Source organism: Cupriavidus sp. HY129, assembly GCF_059492215.1.
The window spans coordinates 2,704,376-2,730,682 of sequence record NZ_CP083254.1 but is presented as its reverse complement, the minus strand read 5'-3'; the positions used below and the strand labels follow the sequence as shown (position 1 = coordinate 2,730,682).

The 26,307-nt window shown below is 59.8% G+C and carries 24 protein-coding genes; 22 read left to right on the top strand and 2 right to left on the bottom strand.

Annotated elements, in window-relative coordinates; genetic code table 11:
- Positions 1-8: 8 nt before the first annotated feature.
- Complete coding sequence (gene hemDX / locus K6G35_RS12510; RefSeq protein ID WP_495675785.1) at positions 9-2,090, top strand: fused uroporphyrinogen-III synthase HemD/membrane protein HemX; 2,082 nt, start codon at positions 9-11, stop codon at positions 2,088-2,090.
- A 5-nt stretch (positions 2,091-2,095) separates the two neighbouring features.
- Positions 2,096-3,286 (top strand): heme biosynthesis protein HemY, encoded by a 1,191-nt coding sequence (locus K6G35_RS12505; RefSeq protein ID WP_008646288.1) that lies wholly within the window; start codon positions 2,096-2,098, stop codon positions 3,284-3,286.
- A 24-nt stretch (positions 3,287-3,310) separates the two neighbouring features.
- Here the strand turns inward: K6G35_RS12505 and K6G35_RS12500 are convergent, their stop codons facing one another.
- Entirely contained in the window at positions 3,311-4,867 is a 1,557-nt protein-coding gene (locus tag K6G35_RS12500) for a cryptochrome/photolyase family protein (protein ID WP_495675784.1), read from the bottom strand.
- A gap of 65 nt (positions 4,868-4,932) precedes the next feature.
- Here K6G35_RS12500 and K6G35_RS12495 point away from each other — a divergent pair, with 65 nt between their 5' ends.
- The 11 genes from K6G35_RS12495 to K6G35_RS12445 all read left to right on the top strand — a co-directional run bounded on the left by K6G35_RS12495 (position 4,933) and on the right by K6G35_RS12445 (position 16,739).
- Positions 4,933-5,640, top strand: a complete 708-nt coding sequence (locus K6G35_RS12495) for a pseudouridine synthase (protein WP_495675783.1) — start codon at positions 4,933-4,935, stop codon at positions 5,638-5,640.
- Positions 5,641-5,736: 96 nt separating this feature from the next.
- Complete coding sequence (locus K6G35_RS12490; protein WP_008646285.1) at positions 5,737-6,309, top strand: YqgE/AlgH family protein; 573 nt, start codon at positions 5,737-5,739, stop codon at positions 6,307-6,309.
- Positions 6,302-6,739, top strand: a complete 438-nt coding sequence (gene ruvX, locus K6G35_RS12485) for a Holliday junction resolvase RuvX (RefSeq protein WP_008646283.1) — start codon at positions 6,302-6,304, stop codon at positions 6,737-6,739. Before K6G35_RS12490 ends, ruvX begins: the two co-directional genes overlap by 8 nt.
- Positions 6,736-7,260 carry a bifunctional pyr operon transcriptional regulator/uracil phosphoribosyltransferase PyrR gene (gene pyrR, locus K6G35_RS12480; protein ID WP_011517314.1) on the top strand — a complete coding sequence of 175 codons (525 nt, stop codon included), beginning with the start codon at positions 6,736-6,738 and terminating at the stop codon, positions 7,258-7,260. The genes ruvX and pyrR overlap by 4 nt, the downstream gene beginning before the upstream one ends.
- A 50-nt stretch (positions 7,261-7,310) precedes the next feature.
- The gene (locus K6G35_RS12475; RefSeq protein WP_008646281.1) at positions 7,311-8,282 is read left to right on the top strand and encodes an aspartate carbamoyltransferase catalytic subunit; all 972 of its coding nucleotides are present in this window, start codon (positions 7,311-7,313) and stop codon (positions 8,280-8,282) included.
- A 41-nt stretch (positions 8,283-8,323) separates the two neighbouring features.
- Positions 8,324-9,598, top strand: a complete 1,275-nt coding sequence (locus tag K6G35_RS12470; protein WP_008646280.1) for a dihydroorotase — start codon at positions 8,324-8,326, stop codon at positions 9,596-9,598.
- Between the two features lie 156 nt (positions 9,599-9,754).
- A complete protein-coding gene (locus tag K6G35_RS12465; RefSeq protein WP_008646279.1) occupies positions 9,755-10,468 on the top strand; it encodes a lysophospholipid acyltransferase family protein in 714 nt (237 codons plus the stop codon).
- Positions 10,469-10,555: 87 nt separating this feature from the next.
- Entirely contained in the window at positions 10,556-11,326 is a 771-nt protein-coding gene (locus K6G35_RS12460) for an ABC transporter permease (protein ID WP_008646278.1), read from the top strand.
- Between the two features lie 3 nt (positions 11,327-11,329).
- Complete coding sequence (locus K6G35_RS12455; protein WP_040011061.1) at positions 11,330-12,085, top strand: ABC transporter ATP-binding protein; 756 nt, start codon at positions 11,330-11,332, stop codon at positions 12,083-12,085.
- A gap of 56 nt (positions 12,086-12,141) precedes the next feature.
- Positions 12,142-14,202, top strand: a complete 2,061-nt coding sequence (locus tag K6G35_RS12450; protein WP_008646276.1) for an LPS biosynthesis protein RfbU — start codon at positions 12,142-12,144, stop codon at positions 14,200-14,202.
- Positions 14,199-16,739 (top strand): glycosyltransferase 61 family protein, encoded by a 2,541-nt coding sequence (locus K6G35_RS12445; protein ID WP_495675782.1) that lies wholly within the window; start codon positions 14,199-14,201, stop codon positions 16,737-16,739. Before K6G35_RS12450 ends, K6G35_RS12445 begins: the two co-directional genes overlap by 4 nt.
- Here the strand turns inward: K6G35_RS12445 and K6G35_RS12440 are convergent.
- Complete coding sequence (locus K6G35_RS12440) at positions 16,729-17,574, bottom strand: symmetrical bis(5'-nucleosyl)-tetraphosphatase (RefSeq protein ID WP_040010854.1); 846 nt, start codon at positions 17,572-17,574, stop codon at positions 16,729-16,731. The two genes, K6G35_RS12445 and K6G35_RS12440, sit on opposite strands and share 11 nt — an antisense overlap.
- Before the next feature lie 322 nt (positions 17,575-17,896).
- Here K6G35_RS12440 and rfbB point away from each other — a divergent pair, with 322 nt between their 5' ends.
- From rfbB to K6G35_RS12395, 9 genes are all read left to right on the top strand, one after another.
- Positions 17,897-18,961, top strand: a complete 1,065-nt coding sequence (gene rfbB / locus K6G35_RS12435) for a dTDP-glucose 4,6-dehydratase (protein WP_040010855.1) — start codon at positions 17,897-17,899, stop codon at positions 18,959-18,961.
- Positions 18,954-19,868: a dTDP-4-dehydrorhamnose reductase gene (gene rfbD / locus K6G35_RS12430; protein ID WP_008642169.1), complete on the top strand. Its 915-nt coding sequence runs from the start codon at positions 18,954-18,956 to the stop codon at positions 19,866-19,868. The genes rfbB and rfbD overlap by 8 nt, the downstream gene beginning before the upstream one ends.
- A 12-nt stretch (positions 19,869-19,880) precedes the next feature.
- Complete coding sequence (gene rfbA / locus K6G35_RS12425; protein WP_008642171.1) at positions 19,881-20,759, top strand: glucose-1-phosphate thymidylyltransferase RfbA; 879 nt, start codon at positions 19,881-19,883, stop codon at positions 20,757-20,759.
- Positions 20,756-21,307 (top strand): dTDP-4-dehydrorhamnose 3,5-epimerase, encoded by a 552-nt coding sequence (rfbC, locus tag K6G35_RS12420; RefSeq protein ID WP_008642173.1) that lies wholly within the window; start codon positions 20,756-20,758, stop codon positions 21,305-21,307. The genes rfbA and rfbC overlap by 4 nt, the downstream gene beginning before the upstream one ends.
- A 68-nt stretch (positions 21,308-21,375) precedes the next feature.
- Positions 21,376-22,461: a DegT/DnrJ/EryC1/StrS family aminotransferase gene (locus tag K6G35_RS12415; protein WP_008642175.1), complete on the top strand. Its 1,086-nt coding sequence runs from the start codon at positions 21,376-21,378 to the stop codon at positions 22,459-22,461.
- Between the two features lie 109 nt (positions 22,462-22,570).
- Positions 22,571-23,440: a glycosyltransferase gene (locus tag K6G35_RS12410; protein ID WP_495675781.1), complete on the top strand. Its 870-nt coding sequence runs from the start codon at positions 22,571-22,573 to the stop codon at positions 23,438-23,440.
- Positions 23,437-24,513: a glycosyltransferase gene (locus K6G35_RS12405; RefSeq protein WP_008642178.1), complete on the top strand. Its 1,077-nt coding sequence runs from the start codon at positions 23,437-23,439 to the stop codon at positions 24,511-24,513. Before K6G35_RS12410 ends, K6G35_RS12405 begins: the two co-directional genes overlap by 4 nt.
- A complete protein-coding gene (locus K6G35_RS12400) occupies positions 24,510-25,508 on the top strand; it encodes a glycosyltransferase family 2 protein (protein ID WP_008642181.1) in 999 nt (332 codons plus the stop codon). Before K6G35_RS12405 ends, K6G35_RS12400 begins: the two co-directional genes overlap by 4 nt.
- Complete coding sequence (locus K6G35_RS12395) at positions 25,477-26,304, top strand: glycosyltransferase (RefSeq protein ID WP_008642183.1); 828 nt, start codon at positions 25,477-25,479, stop codon at positions 26,302-26,304. The genes K6G35_RS12400 and K6G35_RS12395 overlap by 32 nt, the downstream gene beginning before the upstream one ends.
- Positions 26,305-26,307: the final 3 nt, after the last annotated feature.

Sequence of the window (26,307 nt, the reverse complement as noted above, 5' to 3'; positions counted from 1 at the left end):
AACCCGCGATGCCTCGCCCGACCGTCGTAGTAACACGACCCGCCGGGCAGTCCCGGCAACTGACCGAAGCGTTGCAGGCCGCGGGGCTCGACGTGCTCAGTTTCCCGCTGCTGGCGATCGGGCCCGCGGCCGATGACGCGCCGCTGCGCACCGCGCTTGGCCGGATCCAGGACTACGCGCTGGTGGTGTTCGTGAGCCCGAACGCGGTGTCCTACGGACTGGACACCCTTGCCCAGGTCCAGAACGCTCCGGGCGGAGCCCGGTGGCCGGAAAGCGTGCCGGTGGCCGTGGTGGGGCCATCGAGCGTGGTCGCGTTGGCGGAACGGGGTATCGCCCCGCCCGCGTATCGTGTGATCGCGCCTGCTGGCGCTCAGGGCAATGACACGACCGGCGACGCAGCGCGCTTCGATTCAGAGGCGCTCTGGTCCGAACTCGACACCTCGCCGGGCGCGTTTGCCGACCGCAAGGTCCTGATCATCCGGGGCAGCGGCGGGCGCGAATGGCTAGCCGATCGTCTGCGCGACGCCGGCGCGACCGTCGAAGCCGTGGAAGCCTACAGCCGCACCCTGCCCGAGCCGAGCGGCATGCAATGGCAGGCCGTGCGCGACAGCCTCAAGCCCGATGCGCCGCCGTACGCGTGGCTGCTGACCAGTTCGGAAGCCGTGCGCAACCTGGACGGGCTGGTGCGTTTGCATCTGTCGCCTCAGGAACACGAACGTCTGAAGCAGATGCAGTGCATCGCACCACATGCGAGAATTGCCGCGCAGGCTCAGTCGCTGGGATTTGCCCACGTGCTGCCCGCCGCGCCCGGAGATGCCGGGCTGCTGGCCGCATGCACGCAATGGGGCGAAGCCTATGCTGGGCCGGCCACGCCAGCGCCCGCCCCCGTATCGCCTGCACCCGCCCCGGTGGCCGTGCAGCCGGAACCGGAGCCGACACCGGCGCCAATGGCACCCAAGGAACCCACGTCAACCAAAGTCGAACGCGTGACGACAGACACCACGTCCCCCTCGCCGAATCCGGGCGGTAACCCCGGTAGTTCCGGCATGTCCGGCGCATTTGTGACACCCGCGCGCCGAATGAATCCATGGTGGCTGCTTGTCGCCGTGCTGGTGGTCGCCGTTGCCGGGGGCTTCTGGTGGTTGCAGATGCGGGTCGAGCATCTGACCCAGGAACTGGCGCGTCGCCAGCAGAGCGCGGACACGCTCGTGCAGGAAACGCGGGTGCTGTCGCGCGATGCGCAGGAGACGGTCAAGGCGTTGCAGGGCAAGGTCGGTGCGCTCGACGGCCAAATCACGGAGACGCGCGACAAGCAGGCCGCGCTGGAACAGGTCTATCAGGACCTGATGCGCAACCGCGACGACTGGGAAATCGCCGAAATCCAGCAGTTGCTGACCAACGCCGGCCAGCAGCTTCAACTCACCGGCAACGTGCAGGTGGCGCTGGCCGCGCTGCAAAGCGCCGATGCGCGCCTGGCGCGTTCGGACAAGCCGCAATACAACCAGCTTCGCCGCGCCATTGCGCGGGATATCGGCCGGATGAAGGCCGTGCCGGATACCGACCTGACCGGGGCGGCGATCAAGCTTGACGAGGCGATCAACCAGATCGATTCACTGCCGCTGCTGTCGGGCGAGCGGATGCTTGACCGCACGCCGGGCGAGGGCAACAAGCCGGCACCGGCCGCGCCGAAGGGGGCCTCGACGCCCGCGGCGGCCAGCGCGGCGGGTGGCAATATCGTGTCGCGACTGTGGACGTACGTGCTCGACGAGCTTGGTCAGGTGATCCGCGTGCGCAAGGTCGATGACACCAACGCGCTGCTGCTCTCGGGTGACCAAGGCTGGTTCCTGCGCGAGAACATCAAGCTGCGCCTGCTCAACGCGCGGCTGGCGCTACTGTCGCGCAACGAACCCGTCTTCCGGAACGATCTCGCCGCCGCGCAGGGCATGATCGCGCGCTATTGCGATACCCGTTCGCGCCGCGTGCAGGGCGTGCTGACGATGCTCAAGCAGGCCCAGGCCAGCGCGGTGACGGTATCCCTGCCGACCATGGCGGAGAGCCTCGGCGCGCTGCACGCCCTGAAGAAGGAGTAGCCGCCATGCGACTCCTTTTCTGGGTAGCTGTTTTATTCGGCGGCGCCGTCGGCCTGGCACTGTTTACGCAGTTCAACCAGAGCAATGTGGTGCTGTTCTATCCGCCGTACCGGGTGGAAATGTCGCTGAACCTGACACTGGCGCTGCTGTTGCTGGCCTTCTTTATCGTCTGGACGGTGCTGTCGACCTTCCGGCACTTGTCGGAGATGCCGAAGCGTGCCGCCGCCTATCGCGAGCGCAGTCGCATGAGCAAGGCGCAGGCCGCGCTGCGCGAGTCGATCGAGAATCTGTTCGCGGGACGTTTCGCCCGTGCCGAACGCGCTGCCCACGAAGCCCAGGCGTGGCCCGAGCAGGCGCAGACCGCCGCGCTGGTGGGCGCCCGTGCCGCGCACCGGATGCAGGAGTCGGAACGCCGCGACGCCTGGATGGCGCAGGTCACCGACCCCGAGCGCGAACAGGCGCGACTGGTCTCGATGGCCGAACTGCTGGTCGACGCGCGCGACGCCGAAGGTGCCTTGGCGACGATCGCCCAGTTGCAGGAAAAGGGTGGCCGCCAGATCCACGTGCAGCGTATTGCACTGCGCGCGCATCAGCATCTGAAGAACTGGAGCGAGGTCCTGCGACTGGCGCGCTCGCTGGAGAAGCGCAACGCGCTGCACCCGGTGCTGGCGCTGCGCCTGAAGCAGATGGCCGTGGAAGCGATGCTCGAGGAGCGCCGCCACGACGCCGAGGCGCTGTTTCATTTCTGGCGCTCGCTGACGGCCGATGAACGCCACGCGGTGCGCATCGCCGAACTGGGGGCGCGCTACTTCTCGTCGCTCGGCAAGCAGAACGAGGCACGCCGCATCGTCGAGGAAGCACTCAAGGTCAACTGGGACAGCCGGCTGGTGCAGCGCTACGCCGACTGCGCGGAGCCGGGCAAGGCGCTGCCGCAGATCCAGCAGGCCGAGAAATGGCTGGTTGACCACCCGACCGATGCCGACCTGTACTACACGCTTGGCGTGCTGTGCCTGGGCGAACAGCTCTGGGGCAAGGCGCAATCGAACTTCGAACGCACCCTGAAATATGCGGATCGCGACGCGCAACGCCGCATCTGCATTCGCGCGCATCTGGCGCTGGCGCGGCTGTTCGAAGAAACCGACCGCGCCGAGGATGCGCAGCGGCACTATCGTGAAGGCGCGATGCTGGCGGCTTGAGGGGCCTCGGGTGTCCAAGGCATCTCAGACGTCCCCGTTGCCCCGGGTTTTCTCCTTCACCACGCCATACCTCTCCAGTGTTTCCTTCCGCGCCACATCGTGCTGAACGATCGGGCGCGGATAGTCTTCTCCAAGCTTCACGCCCGCTGCCCGTAGCACCTCTTCCGGCGCCGTCCACGGCGCATGGACGTATCTGTCGGGCAGCGCGGCCAGCATCGGTAGGTACTTCCGGATGAACTGCCCCTGCGGATCGAATTTCTCCGACTGCGTGACCGGATTGAAGATGCGGAAGTACGGTTGCGCGTCGCAGCCTGTCGACGCCGCCCACTGCCAGCCGCCGTTGTTGGCGGCAAGGTCGAAATCGTTGAGCTGGTCGGCGAAGTACTGTTCGCCACGGCGCCAATCCACGCCCAGGTCCTTGACCAGGAAGCTGGCGGTCACCATGCGCAGGCGGTTGTGCATGTAGCCGCTCTGGCGAATCTGGAGCATCGCGGCGTCGATCAGCGGATAGCCAGTCTGCGCGTCGCACCAGGCTGCGAAGTACCGGTCGCCCGTGGCTGGCGCGATCCACCGCAGCGCATCGTATTCGGGGTGGAACGACTTGCCTTCCGCCACGCGCGGATGGTGATGCAGGATCATGAAATAGAAGTCGCGCCAGATCAGTTCCGAGAGCCAGACGGCCGCGCCTTCGCTCGCGGCACCGCCGCGCAGCATGGCATCATGCGCGGCGCGGGCGAGTGTGCGGATCGAGATCGTGCCGAAGCGCAGGTGAACCGAGAGATAGCTTGGCCCCCGCACAGCCGGAAAATCGCGCCGACGGCCGTAGTCGCCAATGCGGGGCAGGAACTCGTCGAACAGCGCGTGGGCGCCGTCACTGCCCGTTGGCATGGCGATCCCCGCCAGGTTGGTGGCAGTGAAACCGAGGTCGGCCAGCGTCGGCCATTGCCCCCGGTATCGTTGCGGAACAGGTGCAAGCGCTTCCAGGTACTTCCCGATCGGATATGGCCGCAGGTCGAACGGCCGCACCGTGCGCAGCCAGGCGTTCTTGTAAGGCGTGAACACGCTGAAGGGGCGGCCCTGGCCAGTCAGGATCTCGTCGCGTTCGAAGATGACCTGGTCCTTGAACGTGAGCAGCACCCGGCTGTCGGCGGCCAGTGTCCGGCGCACGGCGTCGTCGCGAGCGTTGGCGGCCGGCTCGTAATCGTGATTGGCGAAGACGGCCTCCACTTCAAGCTCGGCGGCCAGCCTCGGAATCGCCTGCCGCGCGGTGCCGTCGAGCACGATCAGGCCGCCGCCCGAATCTTCCAGCGCCCGGCGCAATGGCGCCAGCGTGCGCAGGATGAACTCGACGCGGCGATCGGCGTGCAGCCCCCGCGCCAGCAGCGGCGCCAGGATTTCCCGGTCGAACACGAATACGCACCATACCTGCCGGCAGTGCTTGAGGGCATAATGCAGCGCCGCGTTGTCATCGGCGCGCAGGTCGCGCCGGAGCCAGACCAGGCCGCGGGTAAAATTCCGGTCGATCCGGTAGGGCAGGCGCGCGGCGTCGGCTTCAGATTCGGGGGAGGGCGATCCAGACATCGCCGTAACCTAACATAGCAACCGGGGCTCCAGCAGTCCCATCCAAGCAGCAGAAAGATATTCCCATGGCCACGACACTCGACCGCATCCTGCAATCCCAAGGCTTCGGCACCCGCCGCTATTGCGGCGATCTGGTGGCAGCCGGGCTCGTCGAGGTCAACGGTGAACTCTGCGAGGACCCGGGTGCGCGTTTCGAGGTGGACGGGCTGCGCCTGATGGTCGACGGCGAGGAGTGGCTGGCGTGCACCAAGGCCTACGTGATGCTGAACAAGCCGACGGGCTACGAATGCTCCCAGCGTCCGCGCCATCATCCAAGTGTGTACAACCTGCTGCCGGTGCCGCTGCGCCAGCGGGAGGTCCAGGCCGTGGGGCGGCTCGATCACGACACCACCGGATTGCTGCTGCTGACCGACGACGGCCAGTTCATCCACGCCCAGACCTCGCCGAAGAAGGAGGTGCCGAAGGTCTACGAAGTGACGACCTTCGATCCGGTCACGCCGGAACAGGTGGAAGCGTTGCGCACTGGCGTGAAGCTCGACGACGAACCGGCGCCGATCGCCGCCGATGCGTGTGAAGCGACCGGCGAGCGCAGCCTGCGTCTGACGCTGCTGCAGGGCAAGTACCATCAGGTCAAGCGGATGGTCGCTGCGGTGGGCAATCACGTGACCGCATTGCATCGCAGCGCGATCGGCGGGCTCGTGCTCGACCCCGCGCTGGGCCCCGGAGAATGGCGCTGGCTCACGCCGGAAGACCTGGCCGCGCTACGCGGCTGAGCGCGTTGAGGCAGCAACAAATGTTGCATTGCAGCATGTCGCCGGACGCCGAAGTTTTACGGGAAGTCGCAGCGGTGATTTGGTAGAATGCAAGCCATGGCGACGTCCGAAGCTCCAATCAATCTCACCAATCAGTTCCTGATTGCCATGCCTGGCATGGCCGATCCGACGTTTTCAGGTTCCGTCGTCTATCTTTGCGAGCACAACGAGCGCGGCGCGCTCGGCCTGGTGATCAACCGGCCGATCGACATCGACATGGCCACGCTCTTCGACAAGATCGATCTCAAGCTCGAAATCCAGCCAGTTGCCCACCAGCCGGTCTACTTCGGCGGCCCGGTGCAGACCGAACGCGGCTTCGTGTTGCATGACCCGGTCGGCATCTATGTGTCGTCGCTGGCGGTGCCCGGCGGGCTGGAAATGACCACCTCCAAGGACGTGCTCGAAGCTGTGGCCAATGGCAGCGGCCCGCACCGGTTCCTGCTCACACTCGGTTACGCGGGGTGGGGCGCCGGCCAGCTCGAGGACGAACTGAGCCGCAATGGCTGGCTGACCGTTCAGGCTGATCCCGAGATCATTTTCAGCGTGCCCCCCGAGGAACGTTTTGCAGCGGCCATTCGCCTGCTCGGCATCGACATCTCGATGCTTTCGGGTGACGCGGGACATGCCTGAGCAGCTGGGGCGCGAGACGCCCCGCGACGGCACGGTGCTTGCCTTCGACTATGGCGAGAAAAAAATCGGCGTGGCGCTTGGTAATTTCATCACCCGGCAAGCCAGCGCACTTACGATCCTTCCGAATGTGACGGTCGAGGCCCGCTTCGACGCCGTTGGCGAACTGATTCGCCAGTGGACGCCGGTGCGACTCGTGGTCGGGATGCCAGTCAATCCGGAAGCTGGCCCCGATGACGAGGAGCAGCCCTCGATGCGGCTTGCGCGCCGCTTTGGCAACCAGTTGAACGGACGCTTCAATCTGCCCGTGGAATGGGTGGACGAACGCTACTCCTCGCGCGCCGCCGCCATGGCGGGCGCCAAGCGAGGCGCGCTCGACGCCGAGGCAGCCCGGATCATCCTGCAACAGTATTTCGACGAACTCCCGCTATGACCCAGACCTCTACACCCGACGCCGAGGCGCTGTATCACGCGCTGCGCGACCAGGCCCAGGCCCTGATGCCCTCCAGCGAGCGTGCGCGCTGGTCCGTCGCGGGGATCTACTCCGGAGGCGCCTGGATCGCCGAGCGGCTGGCGTCCGACCTGCAACTGGGCGGGCACGGCGTGATCAACGTGGCCTTTCACCGCGACGACTATGCCAAGAAGGGCCTGCACAGCCAGGCGCAGTCGACCACGCTCCCGTTTGAGGTGGAAGACCGCAATATTCTGCTGATTGACGACGTGCTGGCCACGGGGCGTACGATTCGCGCCGCCGTCAACGAACTGTTCGACTACGGCCGTCCGGCCCGCGTGGCGCTGGCCGTGCTGGCCGATCGTGGTGGCCGGGAGTTGCCGATCGCCGCCGAATTTGCCGCTGTTACCGTCGCGCTGCCCCAGGACAAGACCCTGGTGCTGTCGCGCCAGGGCGAGGGTGCGGACACCCGCTTTGCCTTTGCCACTGAAGTCCGTAGCTGAACCCGCAAGCACGCAAGTACCACACAGATAGAACCCGCGCCCGACCTGCCATGACCAAGACGTTTCGCAACCCGCAGCTCACCAAGAACGGCGAACTGAAGCACCTGCTGTCGATCGAGGGGCTGTCGCGTGACATGATCACGCACATCCTCGATACCGCCAGCCAGTTCGTATCGCTCTCCGACTCCGACCGCGAGGTCAAGAAGGTGCCACTGCTGCGCGGCAAGAGCGTGTTCAATCTGTTCTTCGAGAACTCCACCCGGACTCGCACGACGTTCGAGATCGCGGCCAAGCGGCTGTCGGCGGACGTGCTGAACCTGAATATCAACGCGTCGTCCACGAGCAAGGGCGAATCGCTGCTCGATACGATCAACAACCTGTCGGCGATGTCGGCCGACATGTTCGTGGTGCGCCACGCCAGCTCGGGCGCGCCTTACCTGATCGCCGAACACGTGGCGCCGCACGTGCACGTGATCAACGCCGGCGATGGCCGCCACGCGCACCCGACGCAGGGCCTGCTGGACATGTACACGATCCGGCATTTCAAGAAGGACTTCACGAACCTGACGGTGGCGATCGTCGGCGACATCCTGCACTCGCGCGTGGCGCGCTCGGACATCCACGCGCTGACCACGCTGGGCGTGCCGGAAGTCCGCGCGATCGGGCCGCGCACGCTGCTGCCGTCCGGCCTGGAGCAGATGGGTGTGCGCGTCTTCCACAACATGGAAGAGGGCCTGAAGGGCGTGGACGTCGTGATCATGCTGCGCCTGCAGAACGAGCGGATGACCGGCGCGCTGCTGCCGTCGGCGCAGGAGTACTTCAAGGCCTACGGTCTGACCCCGGAGCGCCTGGCGTTGGCCAAGCCTGATGCCATTGTGATGCACCCGGGCCCGATGAACCGCGGCGTGGAGATCGACTCCGCCGTGGCAGACGGTCCGCAATCGGTGATCCTGAACCAGGTGACGTTCGGCATCGCCGTGCGCATGGCCGTGATGGGCATCGTCGCGGGCAATAACGATTGAGCCGAACCCCGGATACCACGAACCGCACACACCGACAGAACATGAAGATCCATATCCAGGGTGGCCGCCTGATCGACCCGGCCGCGAACGTCGATGCCGAACAGGACCTGTACATCGCCGCCGGCAAGATTGTCGGCGTGGGCCGCGCGCCCGCTGACTTCCATGCCAACAAGACCATCGATGCGAAGGGCATGATCGTGTGCCCGGGGCTGGTCGACCTGTCCGCCCGCCTGCGCGAGCCGGGCTACGAATACAAGGCGACGCTGGAATCCGAACTGGCCGCCGCCACTGCCGGTGGCGTGACCAGCCTGGTCTGCCCGCCTGACACCGACCCGGTACTCGATGAGCCGGGGCTGGTGGAGATGCTCAAGTTCCGCGCTCACAAGCTCAACCAGACGCATGTGTACCCGCTGGGGGCCCTGACCGTCGGCCTGAAGGGCGACGCGCTGACCGAGATGGGCCAACTGACCGAGGCGGGTTGTGTTGGCTTCAGCCAGGCCGAGGCGCCCATCCACGACACCAAGGTGCTGCAACGCGCGATGCAATACGCGCAGACGTTCGGCTTCACGCTGTGGCTGCGCCCCGAGGATCCGTTCCTCGGCGGAGGCGTTGCCGCGAGCGGCGCCGTGGCGTCGCGACTGGGTCTGTCTGGCGTGTCCGTCATCGCCGAAACCGTGCGTCTGCATACGATCTTCGAATTGATCCGTGCCACGGGCGCACGCGTGCACCTGTGCCGCTTGTCGTCGGCTGCCGGGCTGGAACTGGTGCGTCAGGCACGCAAGGAAGGCCTGCCGGTCACGTGCGACGTGAATATCCATCACGTCTCGCTGACCGACATGGACATCGGCTTCTTCAATAGCCAGATGCGCTTCACGCCGCCGCTGCGCGGCGCTCGCGATCGCGACGCAATCGTCGCCGCGCTGGCCGACGGCACTATCGACGCACTCTGCTCGGATCACACCCCGGTGGACGACGACGAAAAGCTCCTGCCTTTCGCCGAGGCCTCGCCGGGCGCTACAGGCTTGGAACTGCTGCTGCCGCTGACGCTGCGCTGGGCCAGCGAGCACAAGGTGCCGCTCGTGCGCGCGCTGGCTCGCATTACCAGTGAACCCGCGCGGGTTATCGGTCTGAATGCGGGATCGCTGACCACGGGCAGCATGGCCGACGTGTGCGTGTTCGACCCGAAGCAGCTCTGGAAGGTGGAGCGCAGCGCGTTGAAGAGTCAGGGCAAGAACTCGCCGTGGCTCGGCTACGAGATGGAAGGGCGTGTGCGTACGACGCTGGTCTGCGGCCAGGTCGTCTACGAGCAGCGCTGATTTACCCTCGCACAACATAACCGGGTTGCGGCGATGAATTGGGTACGCAAGGGACGTTTAGGGATACACCTGATGCGGGGCATGCTTTTTTGCTCCCTTGTATTTCCCTGGCTGGGTTCTGAGGCGCGACATCATCATATCCGGCGATGGTCAAGGATGCTCCTCGGCCTTTGCGGCATTACGGTGGAGATTCCAAAAGATATACATCCATCACATGGCGTGCTGGTGGTGGCGAACCATATTTCGTGGCTCGATATCTTTGTGCTGAATGTGTGGTGTCCGTTTCGATTTGTTGCAAAGTCGGAGATTCGCGCCTGGCCTTTGATAGGGTGGCTCTGCGTGCAGACAGGTACCCTTTTCCTCGAACGGGGGAAGAAGCGGGATACGCATCGGATTCTTCACCGTATTGCAGAGTGCCTCGGGCAAGGCGATACCGTGTGCGTGTTCCCGGAAGGGACCACAAGCGATGGCACTGCGGTCTTGCCATTTCACGCCAACCTTTTGCAGGCTGCTGTTTCTGCCAAAGCCCCCGTGTTACCGGTCGCACTGCGTTATTTGGATACGTCGACCAGAAGCTTGACGCTCGCGCCTGCATACATCGGCGACCTTTCGCTGATGGACTCGCTGAACAGCGTTCTTGATGCTTCGCCGATAACAGTGCAGGTCCTGTCGGGCACCGAGATTGCCCCCGGTGGTTGGGATCGCCGAGAGCTCAGTGGGGCATGCCAGATGGCTGTTGGACAACTGCTCGGTGAAGTCGCGAAGAGCGAAGTGGCAAAGAAAAGTGACGTTGGTGGGGGTTTCCCTGCGTGTCAGCCCAGTGTATCTTACGGCGCTGGTCGTGAAGCTGCTCCCATGAGCAATGAGTAACGTAATCTAGCTGATCTCTTTCCGGGAGTCGGTTTGCGCCCCCGACATCACGAAACCGTCGACATAAGGCGGTGAACATACCACATCATGATTCTTAGTGAGATCTACAATTATCGCCAGATCGTTTCACAGCTGGTGATGCAGCAATTGCTGACCCGTTATCGACGTACCATCTTCGGTTACCTGTGGACTGTACTGAATCCATTGCTGATGATGGGCATCACGGCGGTGGTTTTTTCACATATTTTCCGCTTCGGTCTGAGAGATTATGCGGTTTTCCTTCTCGCGGGCACGGTTCCCTGGACTCTGTTCTCTAGTACGCTGGTGCAGGCCGGTGCATCAATTGTTGGAAATGAAGGGCTGCTGAAGAAGATCTATATCCCCAAGATTGTTTTCCCGGTTGCGACGTCGACTGGCATCCTGTTTGATTCGCTTTTCAGCCTTTGTGCGCTTTTCGTCATTGCCTTTTTTGTCGGGGCAAAAATCAGCGTCGCGCTGATTTTTCTTCCAGTGGCATTCGCCTTGCTTTTTATATTCTCGCTCGGCCTTTCATTTGCGCTGGCGGTGATTATGGTTTACTTCCGTGATATGCAGCATCTGATTGGCGTAATGCTGCAAGCCTGGTTCTTCGTGACGCCGATTATGTATCAGATGGATGCAATTTCGCCGAAATTGCAGAAGGTGATTGTGCTGAATCCAATGCTCTATTTCATTGAGCTATTTCGTGCGCCGATCTATGCTTCTCAATTCCCCTCGCTGCATGCGGTGGGGATCGCAACCGCACTGGCTGCTCTCAGCTTTGTTATCGGTCTGAAAATCTTCCGCCTGTACGAAAACAAGTTAATTTTTAGGCTATAAGCGATGTCTCGAATCGAAGTGTCGGATGTCTCTCTCCGATTCCGTCTCTATCACGACAAGAGTCCCGCTTTAAAGGACTATGTTACCAATTTCTTGCGTGGCAAGAGTCACGGTGGCTACACAGATTTCTGGGCTCTGAAAAATGTTAGCCTGACCATTGAGCGTGGCGATCGTGTCGGTATCATTGGTCATAATGGTGCTGGCAAGAGTACGCTTTTGAAGACAATCTGCAGGATCTATTCTCCGCAGCAGGGTTCTGTTCACGTCGATGGGAGAGTTGCTCCATTGCTTGAAATTGGTGCTGGCTTTAATCTCGAATTCACCGGCCGCGAGAATATCTATTTCAGTGGCGGGATTTTGGGGTATAGCAAAAAGCAACTGGAGAATCTTGAGCAGGAAATCATCGATTTCACGGGATTGGAAGAATTCATCGATACGCCGGTTAAGTACTACTCGACCGGTATGTACATGAAGCTCGGCTTTGCGATTGCAACAGCTGTACATCCCGAGATCTTGATTCTTGATGAAGTGTTTGCTGGTGGCGATGCGACTTTTGTGCAACGTGCACAGAAGCGAATGACGGAGTTCATCGATCGTTCGAATATCATGGTTTGCGTATCACACGACATGAACCTCCTGCAATCGATCTGCAACCGGATGATCCTGCTGAAGCGTGGCGAGGTGATCGGGGATGGTTCGCCCGACGAGGTTATTGAACTTTACAAGCGGACACAGGGAGAGTCGGGGGCGAATGGATAATTGTCAGCGCCACAGGCAGGCTCCGGGGGCCCCACGACCGTTAAATCTGAAAAACAATGCGTAGTTTCTTTCACTGGATCAAAGGATGTCTTGAGGTTCGCTCCGAACCCCTGCCGCAACCCAGTGCAAGTGTCGTTGCGGAACTGGTTGATACCGAGTACTACCGGCGTCGGTATGGGGCCGAACTGGGTTCGGAGGCGCCACGTGAGCACTTTGTCCGAGTGGGCGCGCGGTCCGGCTTTGATCCTAATCCCGTGTTTGATTCTGCATTCTATTCTGCCCAACTGGAGACATCTCCCGCTCAACCCGGTCAGGCGCTCCTTGAGCACTATCTTGAGCTCGGCGAGAAATCTGGCCTGCGGCCATCTCCAATTTTCGATCCCAAGGCCTATCTGGCGATGAATCCCGACGTGGCTGCCGCCGGGGTCAATGCACTCGAGCATTTTGTTCGTTGGGGGTACAAGGAGGGACGGCAGTTCATAAACGTCGACGCTCCAGATCTCGATGAGGCGATTGCCCAGATACTGGCCAACGACCAGGGGAACCCCGTGGCGCTGGCATTGCGCACGATCCGGAACGTTGCCCAGGGCGATCTTGAAGCGGCCCGCTTGGCGGCTGACATGTTGCCGGCATCGTATTGCGAACAGATTCTACCGCCATTATTGAACTCTCTCGCCGAACGATTCTGGGTGCAGGGCGAGTTGAACAAGGCGGTCGCGGCCTGGCAGCAGAGCCGCCGCATCGCGCCCGCCAGCTTCTCGAGCAACGGGTATCTAGGGCTTGTCCTGCGTGCGTTGGGATATCTGGATGAAGCGCTTGCTGCATTGCAGGACGCAGTGGATCAGGGTGACCAAAGGCCAGCGATTTCCGACGCTCTACAGGCACTGCAAGCCGAGTTCGCTGCGATGGAGGCAACGGGAGGCGTATCCGGTGAGCCGGCGCCGATAGATGCAATTCAGCTATTTGATACGAGCTTCCCTTCGCGACTTTCCAGCTTCCGATTCGGAGAGTTCTCAGCCTATTTGCGGGAACTGCCAGGAAGTAGGATGTATTCATCGATCTGGGATATCAAACACCTGCATGGATCAGATACGTTCACAAGCATGGCGCACCGTTTTGCTGCTGATCAAGGCATGGCTCCCGGTCGCGTCCAGCTCCATGCCAAGCAGTCAGTAGCAGCCAGAGTCGGATATTGTGTATTCTTGAACAACGCAAATCTATTTTTCTCGGAGAATCGTCACCTCAATGTCGATGCATTCGCGTTCACCCTTTATCCAGGTGGTGGATTTGAGCTCGCGGATCCAAACTCGGATTACAAGCTTCGACGTCTCTGTGATGACTCTCGACTGGGCAAAATCATAACCACGCAGAATCTGACCTATCGATATCTGTTGGATAATCAGTTTTGTGAGCCTAACAGGCTATTGCATCTGTTTGGTGGTGTGGTGCCCATGTGTTTCGATCGCGTCGGCACGGAAGCGATTCTGACGACCCGGAATCCACAACGAGAAATCCTACGTGTCTGTTTTGTGGCGCAACGCTACAGCGCTACGGGCGTTGAGAAGGGATACGACGTCTTCGTCGCGCTTGCAGAGCAACTACGCGACAGGGATGATATTGAGTTTCACGTAGTAGGCGGATTCGACGCCGACACGATTCCTTTGAAAGTCGGCACGAATATTCGGTTCCATGGCATACAGCCGAGTGATTTCTTCCCTGGATTTTATAGGGAAATGGATATCATTGTCTCCCCGAATGTATCCGGGTTCCGCCTCAATGGAGGGAGGGGCTCCTTCGACGGTTTCCCTACGACTTGTTGCGTGGAAGCCAGTCTCTGCGGCGTGGCGATGTTCCTTTCCGATTTCGAGGGCTTGAACTCTGATCTGCGAGGTAAGCCAATATTTGAAATGGGGCGGGATTTCGAGAAAATCGATCGTGATGCGGAGGTGATTGCCGATAGGGTGCTTCACTACGCGGCCAACAGAGAGTCGCTTTGCATATTGGCGGGAAGAGGTAGAGATGTGATATTGCAAAGTATGAGCTACGAGGCTCAAATTTTGCCGCGAATCACCACATTGCAAGATCTCGGCGCGCGTGCGCGGCCACCCGCTCAATGAGAAAGTACATTGTTAGTATCGCGCGAAACTTGCGCAACGGGCTTCGCGTATTTGTAGCCTCGAAAGGAGCTGGCATCTGGCCGATTGATACCGCTTACTACAGAAGGCGGTACGGTGGCCTGCTGGCGGGAAAATCACCGAGCTACCACTACACGCTGAACGGGCGTGGTATTGCGTTCGACCCACTGCCTCTGTTCGATAGCGAGTTCTATGCAGCTCAATTGCGCGGGTGCCATATCCCCGTAGGTATGACCTTGCTTGATCACTACTTGGCGGAAGGTGCGGCGCAAGGGTTTGACCCTTCGCCGCTTTTCAGCACATCAGCGTATCTGATGTTCAACCCTGATGTCGCTGCTGCAGGAGTAAATCCACTGGAGCATTTCCTCAAGAGTGGGGAGCGCGAAGGCCGACGGTGGTTCGATAGCGAGGCACCGGAGATGCTCGCGATCGCGCGCGGCGTCTTGAACGGAGATCAGGGAAACCGCTACGCACGATGGATCATTGCGACGCGGCTCTCGTATTTTATTGATGAAGCATATTATCGGTCTCGCCATGGAGTAACTGAGTCGCCGCTGGCGCACTATGTCAACCACGGCGGCGATCCGGAGATGAGCCCGCATCCGATGTTCGATGCCAGGCACTACCGTATGGAAACGGGTCTGAACGAACTGCCGACAGGCGTCACATGGATCGAGCATTTCCTGACTGCCGAGATTACCAAGCGCCAGGCTCCGTCCCTGCTCTTTGATCAGGCTGATTATCTGGCGATGAATCCTGATGTGGCGATGTCCGGCGTCGACCCGTTTGAGCATTTTGTACGTTGGGGCGAGAGGGAAGGTCGTTTCCCGATCTCGCTCGAGCGTGCCGATCTAGAGGCTCGGATCTTGCAGGTGCTGACAGAAGTGCCCAATCATCCTTATGCACTACGCCTGTGGATCGAGTGCTTGCTGGCACGTGGTGAAGGATCCGGCGCCGTGGCGGCGCTTAATGAACTAGAAGACAAACTGCCGCGGCCGCTTCTGGAGAACCTGCTTGGCCAAGCTTTGCAGCAGACGGGGAACATCGACGCTGCCGTCACTTCATACTCGCTTTCGGAGTCGCTATCGGGTACAGACGCCCTTCATATCGATGCGAATGTCGCCTCGGTGCTTGCCCGTGAGGGCTATCGGGCGGAAATGCGTGGCGAGTTGAAGATCGCCGAGGCGAGCTACAGAATGGCGCTGACCAAGGGCCTCAAGGAAGCCCAGTTGATCCGCGAGCGCTTAGCAAATCTGGTGTTCGCCAGCGGGGACCGGGACATGGCCATGAACTTGCTGGCAGCGCGCGCAAAGGACGGTTCGACCCGGGTAATCGATATGCCGCTGACATCGGTCACGGAGCATTGCGCCCAAGGTATTGGGAGATACTTCGAATTGTTCCCGGAAAGGCCGATCGAACCGATTGAGCCAGAGTTTCTGCGTCCCCCGACCGCCCTCGAATCTGAGTCAGGCACGTTGACTGCCCCCCCGTTCTACCTTGCCGTACTTGATGAATGTACGGCTGCGAGCCGCTGCAATGTAGTCCTGCATCAAGGTACGTTAGTCTCGGACCAGGCAACGCACCCTCGAAGCGGGAAGGCGGTCTTCGGAGACCGGCTGAACGAGCATCAGGTAATCCGTGCGCGCCATGGCGGAAACGTTCTGATTGAGTGGCCGACCAAGGAGTCGCTGCACATTCCGTGCGGATTGATGATGTTCGGCGTCCAAAGTCGTAATTTTGGCCACTGGGGCTGCGAATACCTCCCACGGCTGCTCGCCTATGATTCTTTGCCCGAGCTTCGTGAATTCCCGATCATCGTTGATTCGGGAATGCCGAAGACCCATCTGGAAAGTCTGAGCCTTTTAAACGAGTTCGGGCGCGAGGTTATTACCTTGGAGCCGGAGCAGGTGGTGACGTTTGGCCAGCTTGCGATGGCGCCCGTACCCACCTACTTCCCCCTTGATGGTGTTGGTGGCTATTCATATGACGCGGTATGGCCGAGAGACGTGCTTCGGGCGATGAAAGAGATGGTGCTCAAAGCCGTGGAGCGACGTTTGGGCGTGCCAGCCAGACGCGGGCGGCGACTCTTCATCTCCCGGCACGCGTTTGCGAGCCGTCAAATGCTTAATGAAGCCGAGGTCCGCTCCATGTTGACTGATCATGGATTCGAAACCATATATCCGGAGGAAATGTCGTTCATTGAACAGGTCGATACCTTCCGGTCTGCATCCATGGTTGTGGGGTCGTGCAGTTCTGCGCTTTCAAATACGCTCTACTGTCCGGATCGCACGCCGGTGATCGGCCTCATCCATGACGAACCGAGCTTCAATTTTCGAGGCTACTCGAGCTATAGCGATGCTGGCGGCGCGTCGATATTGTTCGTTCAGAGTCCCGTGGCGCCTGGCCAGCACGCAGTGCATGCATTTCATCGCAGTTACAGCGTTGACACTGCCGTGCTTCGCGCGGCCTTGATCTGGGCGGAGCGCAGGGGGAACTCCAGAGCAGCGCTTACTCTTTGATCTCAATTGGCAGTCCTTCCTCACTGCAGTTGACCTGGATTGCGTTCCTGATCGAAGGATCGGTATCCAGGTTGACTGCCGTGAGTTTTCCACCCCAGACGCAGCCCGTATCAATCGCGATGATATTTGGACGAAGCATCAGGCCCAGGGCTGACCAGTGTCCGCACACTATCGTCGCATTTGACGATCGCCGGTTTTGGACGTCAAACCAGGGGACATAGCCTTGGGGCGCATCCGCGGGCGGACCATTGAAGGAAAACTCCATTTCCCCCGCTTCCGTGCAAAAGCGTAGGCGCGTGAGCGCATTAATCACGACCCGAAGACGTTCGGTACCCTTCAGCGTCCCTTTCCATTTGAACGGCTGATTCCCGAAAATGTCCCCAATCCGGGATTGCCAGTTTTCCGAGCGCAGCAGTTTCTCCGCTTCCCTGGCCAATTCCAGAGTCTGCTCCACGCTCCATTGAGGGAGCACGCCGGCATGGACTAAAAGAAACCCATTCTCCTCAATTGCAAGCGGCCGGTGCCGAATCCAGTCGAGAAGGTCGTCACGATCCGATGCGGCGAGAATGTCGTTGATGGTATCCCTCCGCCCGGGCTTTCGTACACCTGCGGCAACCGCGAGCAGATGAATATCATGATTGCCGAGAACGCATCTGGCGCGCTCACCGAGCGACATCAGGCGCCGCAGGCTTCCTAGTGAATCGGGTCCCCGATTGACGAGGTCGCCGACGAATCGCAGCGGTGCGTCAGCCAGCTGGGGAAGCTCGAGCAGTGCATCCAGTGAAGAGGCGCAACCTTGAACGTCGCCGATGGCATAGGGGGTTTTTCGTGTCATTTTGTAAAGGAGAGAAAGTGGCACCGTGCGCAGTGGTGCACTAGTCTACCTGTCGGGGGGAGCATTCTGCGAAAGCTCCTACCACAGACGCGGAAGGAGGCAATCCTCAGGAAGGGGCAGTTACACTTTTTTCTCATTCCCCTCCTTTTGAATGCAAGGCAGTGGCTGCTGTGCGATAGAATCCCGCTTCATTCAGATGCCGGAGCTCGCTTCGCGCCTACGATGTTTCGCACGGGCAAAGAGCGGTGATAAGAATAAAATTAAGTGCCCCATAGATCTCTTTTAAGAATTCCTGTTTGTCAGATGTTCCCCTCGGGAGAAGATGTTGAGTAAGGTCTTTGTTACTGGAGGCGCTGGCTTTATCGGCGCTAATTTCGTCCTGGACTGGCTGTCCGACGCGCATGGCGCAGTGGTGAACATCGACAAGCTCACCTATGCGGGGAACCTGAAGACCCTGGCGAGTGTTGCCGACAGCCCGAAACACGTTTTTTCGCGGACGGACATCAACGACCGTACCACGCTCGACCAGCTGTTTGCAGAGCACCGCCCCCGGGCCGTGGTGCATTTTGCGGCGGAGAGTCATGTTGATCGGTCAATTCACGGCCCCGCTGACTTCGTGCAGACGAATGTGGTGGGTACGTTCACGTTGCTGGAGGCTACACGCCAGTACTGGTCGGCCCTGGATGGCGCCGAGCGCGAGGCGTTCCGCTTCCTGCACGTGTCGACCGACGAAGTGTTCGGCTCGCTGGGGCCGACGGACCCGCAGTTTTCCGAGACCACCCCGTATGCACCGAATAGCCCTTATTCGGCGAGCAAGGCAGGGTCCGATCATCTCGTACGTGCTTACCACCATACTTATGGTTTGCCAGTACTGACCACGAACTGTTCCAACAACTACGGCCCGTATCAATTTCCCGAAAAGCTGATACCGCTGGTGATTGCCAATGCACTGGCTGGCAAGCCGCTGCCGATCTATGGAGATGGTCAGAATGTGCGGGATTGGTTGTATGTTGGGGATCACTGCACCGCTATCCGTACGGTTCTGGAGCGAGGTCGCCTCGGCGAGACCTATAACGTTGGTGGCTGGAACGAGAAGACCAACCTCGAAGTCGTTCACACAATCTGTGATCTGCTCGATGAGTTGAAGCCAACCCCGACCGGCAGTTATCGGGATCTGATTACCTTTGTGAAAGATCGCCCAGGTCACGACCGGCGCTATGCCATTGATGCACGCAAACTCGAACGCGAGTTGGGCTGGCGTCCCGCTGAGACTTTCGAAACCGGACTGCGCAAGACGGTCCAGTGGTACCTGTCGAATCAGAGCTGGGTGGCGGATGTCACCTCGGGCGAGTATCGCAAATGGGTAAGTGAGCAGTACAGTGCGTGAGTTGCCTGATCATCCAAGGATTCTGCTGATCGGTGCCACTGGCCAAGTCGGTTTCGAACTGGCCCGGAGCCTTGCACCGCTCGGCCGGTTAGTACTGGCTGATCGTGCCCGTTGCAACCTCCAGGACGCTGTGGCGATCGCCGGGCTTGTCAATTCGGAACGTCCGGATCTGATTGTCAACGCTGCCGCATACACGGCCGTGGACAAGGCAGAATCGGAAGCGGACCAGGCCTTTGCGATCAACGCGCGTGCGCCAGGGTATCTGGCACAGGCCGCCGCTCGAACGGGTGCACGGATGATTCACTATTCCACCGACTATGTCTTCGACGGAGACAAGGCCGGCTGGTATGTGGAGGAGGACCCGACGTCGCCACGCTCAGCCTATGGCCGCAGCAAGCTTGAGGGGGAGCGGGCGGTGGCGAATGCTGGGTGTCCTTACTGGATTTTCCGCACGAGCTGGGTGTTCGGACTGCACGGCGGAAACTTTGCGAAGACGATGTTGCGTCTCGCATCCGATCGCGACGTATTGCGGGTGGTGGCAGATCAATTTGGTGCTCCGACGTCGGCCGCGCTGATCGCGGATGTGACAGCGCAGGCAATCTCCCGTGGATGGTCGCGCTTCGCGCCAGCCCGCGCTGCCGACGGCGTCTATCACCTGTGTGCGGCGGGCGAAACGTCATGGCATGGGTATGCACAGACGTTGCTGGACAGGGCCGAACAGCGCGGGGCATCACTGCGCGTGACCGGCGGGCAAGTGCAGCCGATTCCTGCCTCCGAGTATCCGCTACCGGCGGCCCGTCCATTGAATTCGCGTTTGGACACGTCGAAGCTCAAGGCCACTTTTGGGCTGACCATTCCTGACTGGCGCGATGGTGTTCATCGCCTGGTTGACCAGATCTATTCCTGAGGGGCGCTCATCATGCGCAAGGGCATTATCCTGGCCGGTGGTTCCGGCACACGCTTGTATCCAATCACTCGGTCTGTCTCGAAGCAGTTGCTGCCAGTCTACGACAAGCCAATGATCTACTACCCGCTGAGCACGTTGATGCTGGCGGGCATCCGGGACATTCTCATCATCTCCACGCCCTCGGATACACCGCGGTTTCAGGAGATGCTTGGCGACGGCGCCCAGTGGGGCATGAATCTGAGTTATGCAGTGCAGCCGTCGCCTGACGGGCTGGCGCAGGCATTCATTATTGGCAAGGATTTCGTCGGCAACGATCCGTCCGCACTGATCCTCGGCGACAACATCTTCCATGGCCATGATCTGCAGGGCCAGTTGACGCGTGCGTGTGAACGGCAGGATGGTGCAACCGTGTTTGCCTATCACGTGCACGATCCTGAACGCTACGGCGTAGTGGAATTCGACAGTGCGTTTCGCGCGTTGTCGATTGAAGAGAAGCCTGTCAAGCCGCGTTCGAACTACGCGGTGACAGGTTTGTACTTCTATGACAATACGGTCTGCGATATCGCGGCCTCCATCCGCCCGTCCGCGCGAGGCGAGTTGGAGATCACGGATGTTAACAAGCACTACCTTCAGACCAACAAGCTCGATGTGGAAATCATGGGGCGTGGGTATGCCTGGCTAGATACAGGCACGCATGATTCGCTCCTAGAGGCCGCCACCTTCATTGCGACGCTGCAGCACCGCCAGGGGTTGATGGTGGCTTGTCCTGAAGAGATCGCGTACCGCAATCGCTGGATTGGTGTCGAACAGATCGAGGTTATGGCGGCCCAACTGGCAAAGAACGGATACGGTGCTTACCTCCGTCAGATTATCGAGGATGTCGCGCCATGAAGCTCAACGTGATCTCAACCAGCCTGGAAGGGGTCTTGGTACTTGAGCCGAAGGTTTTCGGCGATGCACGTGGGTTTTTTTTCGAGAGCTTTAATGCGCGCGAGTTTGCCATCGCTACCGGGATGGATGCTCCATTCGTGCAGGACAATCACTCTCGTTCGTCCCGCGGCGTCTTGCGTGGATTGCACTATCAAGTTCGCCAGGCACAGGGCAAGCTGGTTCGCGTGACTGCGGGCGAAGTTTTTGACGTTGCAGTCGACGTGCGGCGTTCGTCGCCTACATTCGGCAAATGGACCAGTGCGCTGCTGTCGGCGGAAAACAAGCGACAGATGTGGGTGCCCGAGGGATTCGCCCACGGTTTTGTTGTGACCTCGGAAGATGCCGAGGTGCAATACAAGACGACTGACTACTGGTATCCGGAGCATGAGCGAAGCATTCGCTGGAATGATCCGGCACTTGCCATCGCGTGGCCCAGCGTCGGGGAGTTGCTGCTGGCTGAAAAAGACCGTAATGCCCCCCTGCTCGAGGCAGCTGAGGTTTTCGAGTAACAACCCGCTAAGCGGACCCGCTGGCCGTCGGCTGCGGGTCTTCCTGAGGATGCTGGTGGATTTCACAGATGAACATTAACGTCACGAAACCTTTCTTGCCTGCCAAGGCAGATTATCAAAAATACGTCGACGAGATCTGGGCTCGCGAATGGCTGACCAACAATGGTCCGCTGGTCAATGAGCTTGAATTGCGTCTGAAGGAATGGCTCCAGCTCGATCACCTGTTGTTCGTCTCAAACGGTACGGTGGCCCTTCAGATCGCCATCAAGGCACTGAACCTGAGCGGCGAAATCATTACGACGCCCTTCAGCTACGTTGCCACCACCTCCAGCATTGTCTGGGAAAATTGTGTCCCGGTCATGGCGGATATTTGTCCGCATACGTTCAATATTGATCCGGCTCGTATCGAAGATCGCATCACCGAGAGAACATCCGCCATTCTTGCAACCCACGTGTATGGCACGCCATGCGATGTGGAAAAGATCGAGCGTATTGCGCAGCGTCACAATCTCAAGGTGATCTATGACGCTGCTCATGCCTTTGGTACGACATATCGTGGCAAATCGCTATTCGCGTTTGGAGACATATCCACGACGAGTTTCCATGCCACCAAACTTTTCCACACGATCGAAGGTGGTGCGGTTGTAACGCAGGATCCCGAGTTGCTGAAGGTGCTCGCCCGTATGAGGAATTTCGGGCATGTATCTCCGACTGCTTTTGATGGCGTGGGCATCAACGGAAAGAACTCCGAGTTCCATGCTGCGATGGGTTTGTGCAACCTGAACCATATCGAGGATATCCTTCAGTCGCGCCGGATTCTCTCTGAGCGATATGACGCAAACCTGCGCGGCCTGCCGGTTCGGCGTCCGCAGCTGCCGGACAACTGCGGCTACAACCATGCCTATTACCCGGTGGTATTTGAAAGCGAGGCGACGAACCTTGCCGTGATTGAAGCGCTCAATCTGCATAGCGTCTTCCCACGCAGGTATTTCTATCCGTCACTGGGGTCGCTGAACTACGTTGCGGACAAGGCGCCGACGCCGGTGTGCGACGACATCGCGTCACGTGTGCTTTGCCTGCCGCTCTATCACTCCCTGTCGTTCGAGGAGATCGATATGATCTCCCGGCTGATTCATCGTACGCTCAAGTATTGAGTGGGGGCATATTGCCCTACGTCGATTTGAAAAGGAGCACGGATTGAAGCTTAGCGTTCTGCTGATTACATATAACCACGCCAGGTACATTCGTGAGGCGCTGGACAGCGTGCTTTGGCAGGACATCGACTTCCCGTTCGAAGTTGTGGTGTGCGACGATGCGTCGACCGACAATACGCGCGAGCTTGTTGCCGAGTATGTCGGCAAGGATCCAAGGATAAGCTTCAGGTTTCTGGCCGATGCTCCAAACATGGGCGTGACCCGCAATTACCAGCGCGGATTCGCGGCCGTGGAATCGGAGTACGTGGCGACTCTCGAGGGTGACGACATCTGGTGCAGTCCGCAGAAGCTGTCTCAGCAACTGGCATTCCTGGAGGCGCACCGCGAATGTTCGGTTTGTGGCTGCAACTATTTCGTGTATCTGGAAGAGGAAGCTCGCTACACGGAACGCGTTGAGCGCGGAGAGGGGTTCCGCTATCTGGACAGTCGCCAGCTGATCGCGGACAACCTGATCGGAAATTTTTCGACCTGCATGTACCGTGCAGACTCGCTGAAGCGATTGCCGGCAAAGCTATTCGACATGCGCGCCTATGACTGGGCCGTCAATATCGTAATGGGCAGGTTCGGCCTGATTGGTTTCCTGAACACGCCAATGTCGATCTACCGCATTCATGGTGCCGGCACCTGGAGTCTCCTTTCGCATCGCCAGAAGCTGACCTCGCAGCTAGAAGTGCTGCCTCAGTACGATGCCATTACCGATGGCGTGTTCGCGGAGGATTTCAACGCACTCGCGGCGCGGCTACGTGCCGCCGGCGCCGGAGAGGGGCACGTTCCAGCTTTCCAGCTTCGGCGAATAGCTCGGCGGGGAACCAGTCTGCTGATTCAGTTCATTCCCCCTTTGCTCGTGACGATTCTGAAGCAACTGGTGCCGCCAGTCTGCTGGCGCGTGGTGTACAAGTTTATTGGAAGGCGTGCATGAAGTTGCCTACTGTTTCGGTCATCATGCCGGCGTATAACCATGCGCCGTTCGTGGTGGAGTCAGTTCGAAGTGTCCTGTCTCAGGATTTCGGTGACTTGGAGTTGCTGATTGGTGATGATGGCTCAAGCGATGGAACCGCGGATGCAATCCGCACTGTTTCAGATCCGCGTCTCCAGCTGTTTGCCCACGAGGTGAACCGTGGTGCGGGCGTTGTGACCAATGACCTCATCTCCCGCTGTCGGGGCAAGTACATTGCGTTGATCAACTCGGATGACGCCTGGCTGCCAGGAAAGCTGTCGTTTCAGGTTGGGATGCTCGAGGAGAATCCTGAGTTGGGCGCTGTCTTTGGTCGTGCCAGATATGTCGATCGAGACGGTACGCCGATCGACAAATCGACCATGCAGTTCGGCCACATTTTCGATCAGGAGAACCGGTCACGCGGTGAATGGCTGAAGCGGTTTTTCGATCACGGTAACTGCCTTTGCCACCCGTCAATGCTGATTCGCAGCGAGGTGTACCGACAGGTAGGCGCTTACGACAATCGGTACCGCCAACTTCCGGACTTCGAAATGTGGGTGAGATTCATCCGCCACTGGCAACTCCACATTTCGCAGGAGGAGCTTGTTTTATTCCGCATTCTCCCGGGAGAGAATGCCAGCAGTCACACGCCTGCGAATTCGATCCGCACGATGAATGAGCATTACATGATTGCGCGGAGCTTTTTCGAGGGGGTCTCTGCTGACTTGCTGAAGGAAGCATTCGCGGATCGCCTTGTTTGTGACCCGACGACGTCGCCCGAGCACGCCGATATCGAGAAGGCGCTGATGTTCTTCGGTTACAACCAGTGGCTCGGGCACATGTACCGGATCGTTGGCATCGACAAGATTTTCGATCTGCTGGCCAGCCAGCCGCATTGTGCTGTGCTCAAGCGCGACTATGGCATTGATGATCGCTCGTTCCATCGGATGACGGGGGAGGCGGATGCATTCCGACCGGGTAATCCACTGCAGACGGTGTCCGGCAGGGATCTGCTGCGAGAGTTGAAGCAGCGGATTCGCAAGCGGTTTGCATGATGTCTGAGGCATCCTCTTCCAACCGCGAGACGCATGCTGTACCGGAAGTCGTGACTATGGCGGTTCACGAGGAAGCCGGCGCTGAGGAGTCGGCAATCAGTTCGGTAGGCGCGGTTGTCGTAACGTACAACCCGGATGTGTTGCATCTGATGCGGCTCCTGCAAGCGCTGGGTCCGCAAGTTGCACAGATCGTGGTGGTGGACAACGGCTCGAGCGTTGTACCTGACATAAGTGGGGGGAGCTTCGGTGCACCCGTCACGCTGATCGAGTGCGGCGGCAACCTTGGCATTGCGGCCGCGCACAACAAGGGCTTGATGCGCCTGAAAGCCAACGGCGTTTCGTATGGGCTATTGATGGACCATGACAGCTTGCCATTGGATGGCATGGTCGAGAATTTGTTGTCCGCCGACAAGGCGTTGAGGCTTGAGGGAGTCAAGCTTGCGGCCGTGGGGCCGGTCACAATTGATCGGCGTACCCATGCTCGCTCAAAGTTTGTCAAGATTCGCGGCGGCATCGTTGGCCGGGTGGAATGTGCCGAAGGCAAGAGGTGGGTGGAGGCAGATTTCCTGATCTCCTCGGGGACCCTTATTCGCCTAGATGTTCTCGCCGACATTGGGCTCATGAACGAGGCGTATTTCATCGATCATGTTGATACGGAGTGGTGCTTACGGGCGTTGAACAAGGGGTACCGCATCTTCGGTATCTGCGATGCGCTGCTGGACCATTCTTTGGGGGATCACGTGGTTCGCGTCTGGTTTGGCCGGATGCGCGAAGTGCCCGTGCATTCGCCGTTGCGTAACTATTACATCTTCCGGAACACGATCGCGATGTTGCGAGACGTGCCGATGCCACTAGGCTGGCAGAGTGCGCACCTGTATCGGCTGCTGCAGTTCATGGTGTTCTTCGTGATCGGCATACCGCCACGCGGTTTGCGCGCACGTTTGATGATGAAGGGAATTGGGCATGGCATCGCGGGGCGTACAGGCAAGCTCTGACGCGGCGACTCTAGCGTCGAATGCGCAAATCACTGTATCCGTTATCAGTCACGGGCAGGGTGATCTCGTGTTGCCGTTGTTACAGCAACTCGCCGAGCTTGAGGGCGAGATAGCACTGCGTGTAATTGTGACCGAGAACCTGCCAGCATCCGTAGGGGCTTTCAAACCAACGGCGTTGCCACTTTACGATGCACTGATCGTTAATCCGGAGCCCAAGGGATTCGGTGAGAACCATAACGCAGCGTTCGCAAACTGCGACACTCCGTTCTTCTGCGTCATCAATCCTGACATCCGGCTCGGCCCCGTGGAGCCATTCAGCGCCCTTGTGGCCGCCTTGCAAAGGGCATCTGGTGTTGCAGCCCCGTGCGTGAGGAATTCCACAGGTGGGCTCGAGGACAGCGCGCGCCAGGTTCCGACGCTGTGGCGCCTCGCCCGACGGGCGATCCTTCGAAAGCGGGAAGCGGATTATGCGCCAGGCGGCGCAGAGAAAACCGTGGACTGGGTAGCCGGCATGTTGATGCTTTTCGATGTGGAGGTTTTCCGGAGGCTTGGGGGATTTGACGAGCGATTTCACCTCTATTGCGAGGACGTTGACATATGCCTGCGTACGCACCTGGAGGGTTTCACGGTGCACTGGGTGACCGCTGCCTGCGTTTTGCATGACGCGCAGCGCGATAGCCGAAGGAAGTGGAAATACCTGGCTTGGCATGTCGAAAGCATGACGCGCCTGTTCCTGTCACGTAGTTACTCTGCCTTCCTACGCCAGCGTGCTGGCGCAAGGCAGGCTGCCACGTAAGCC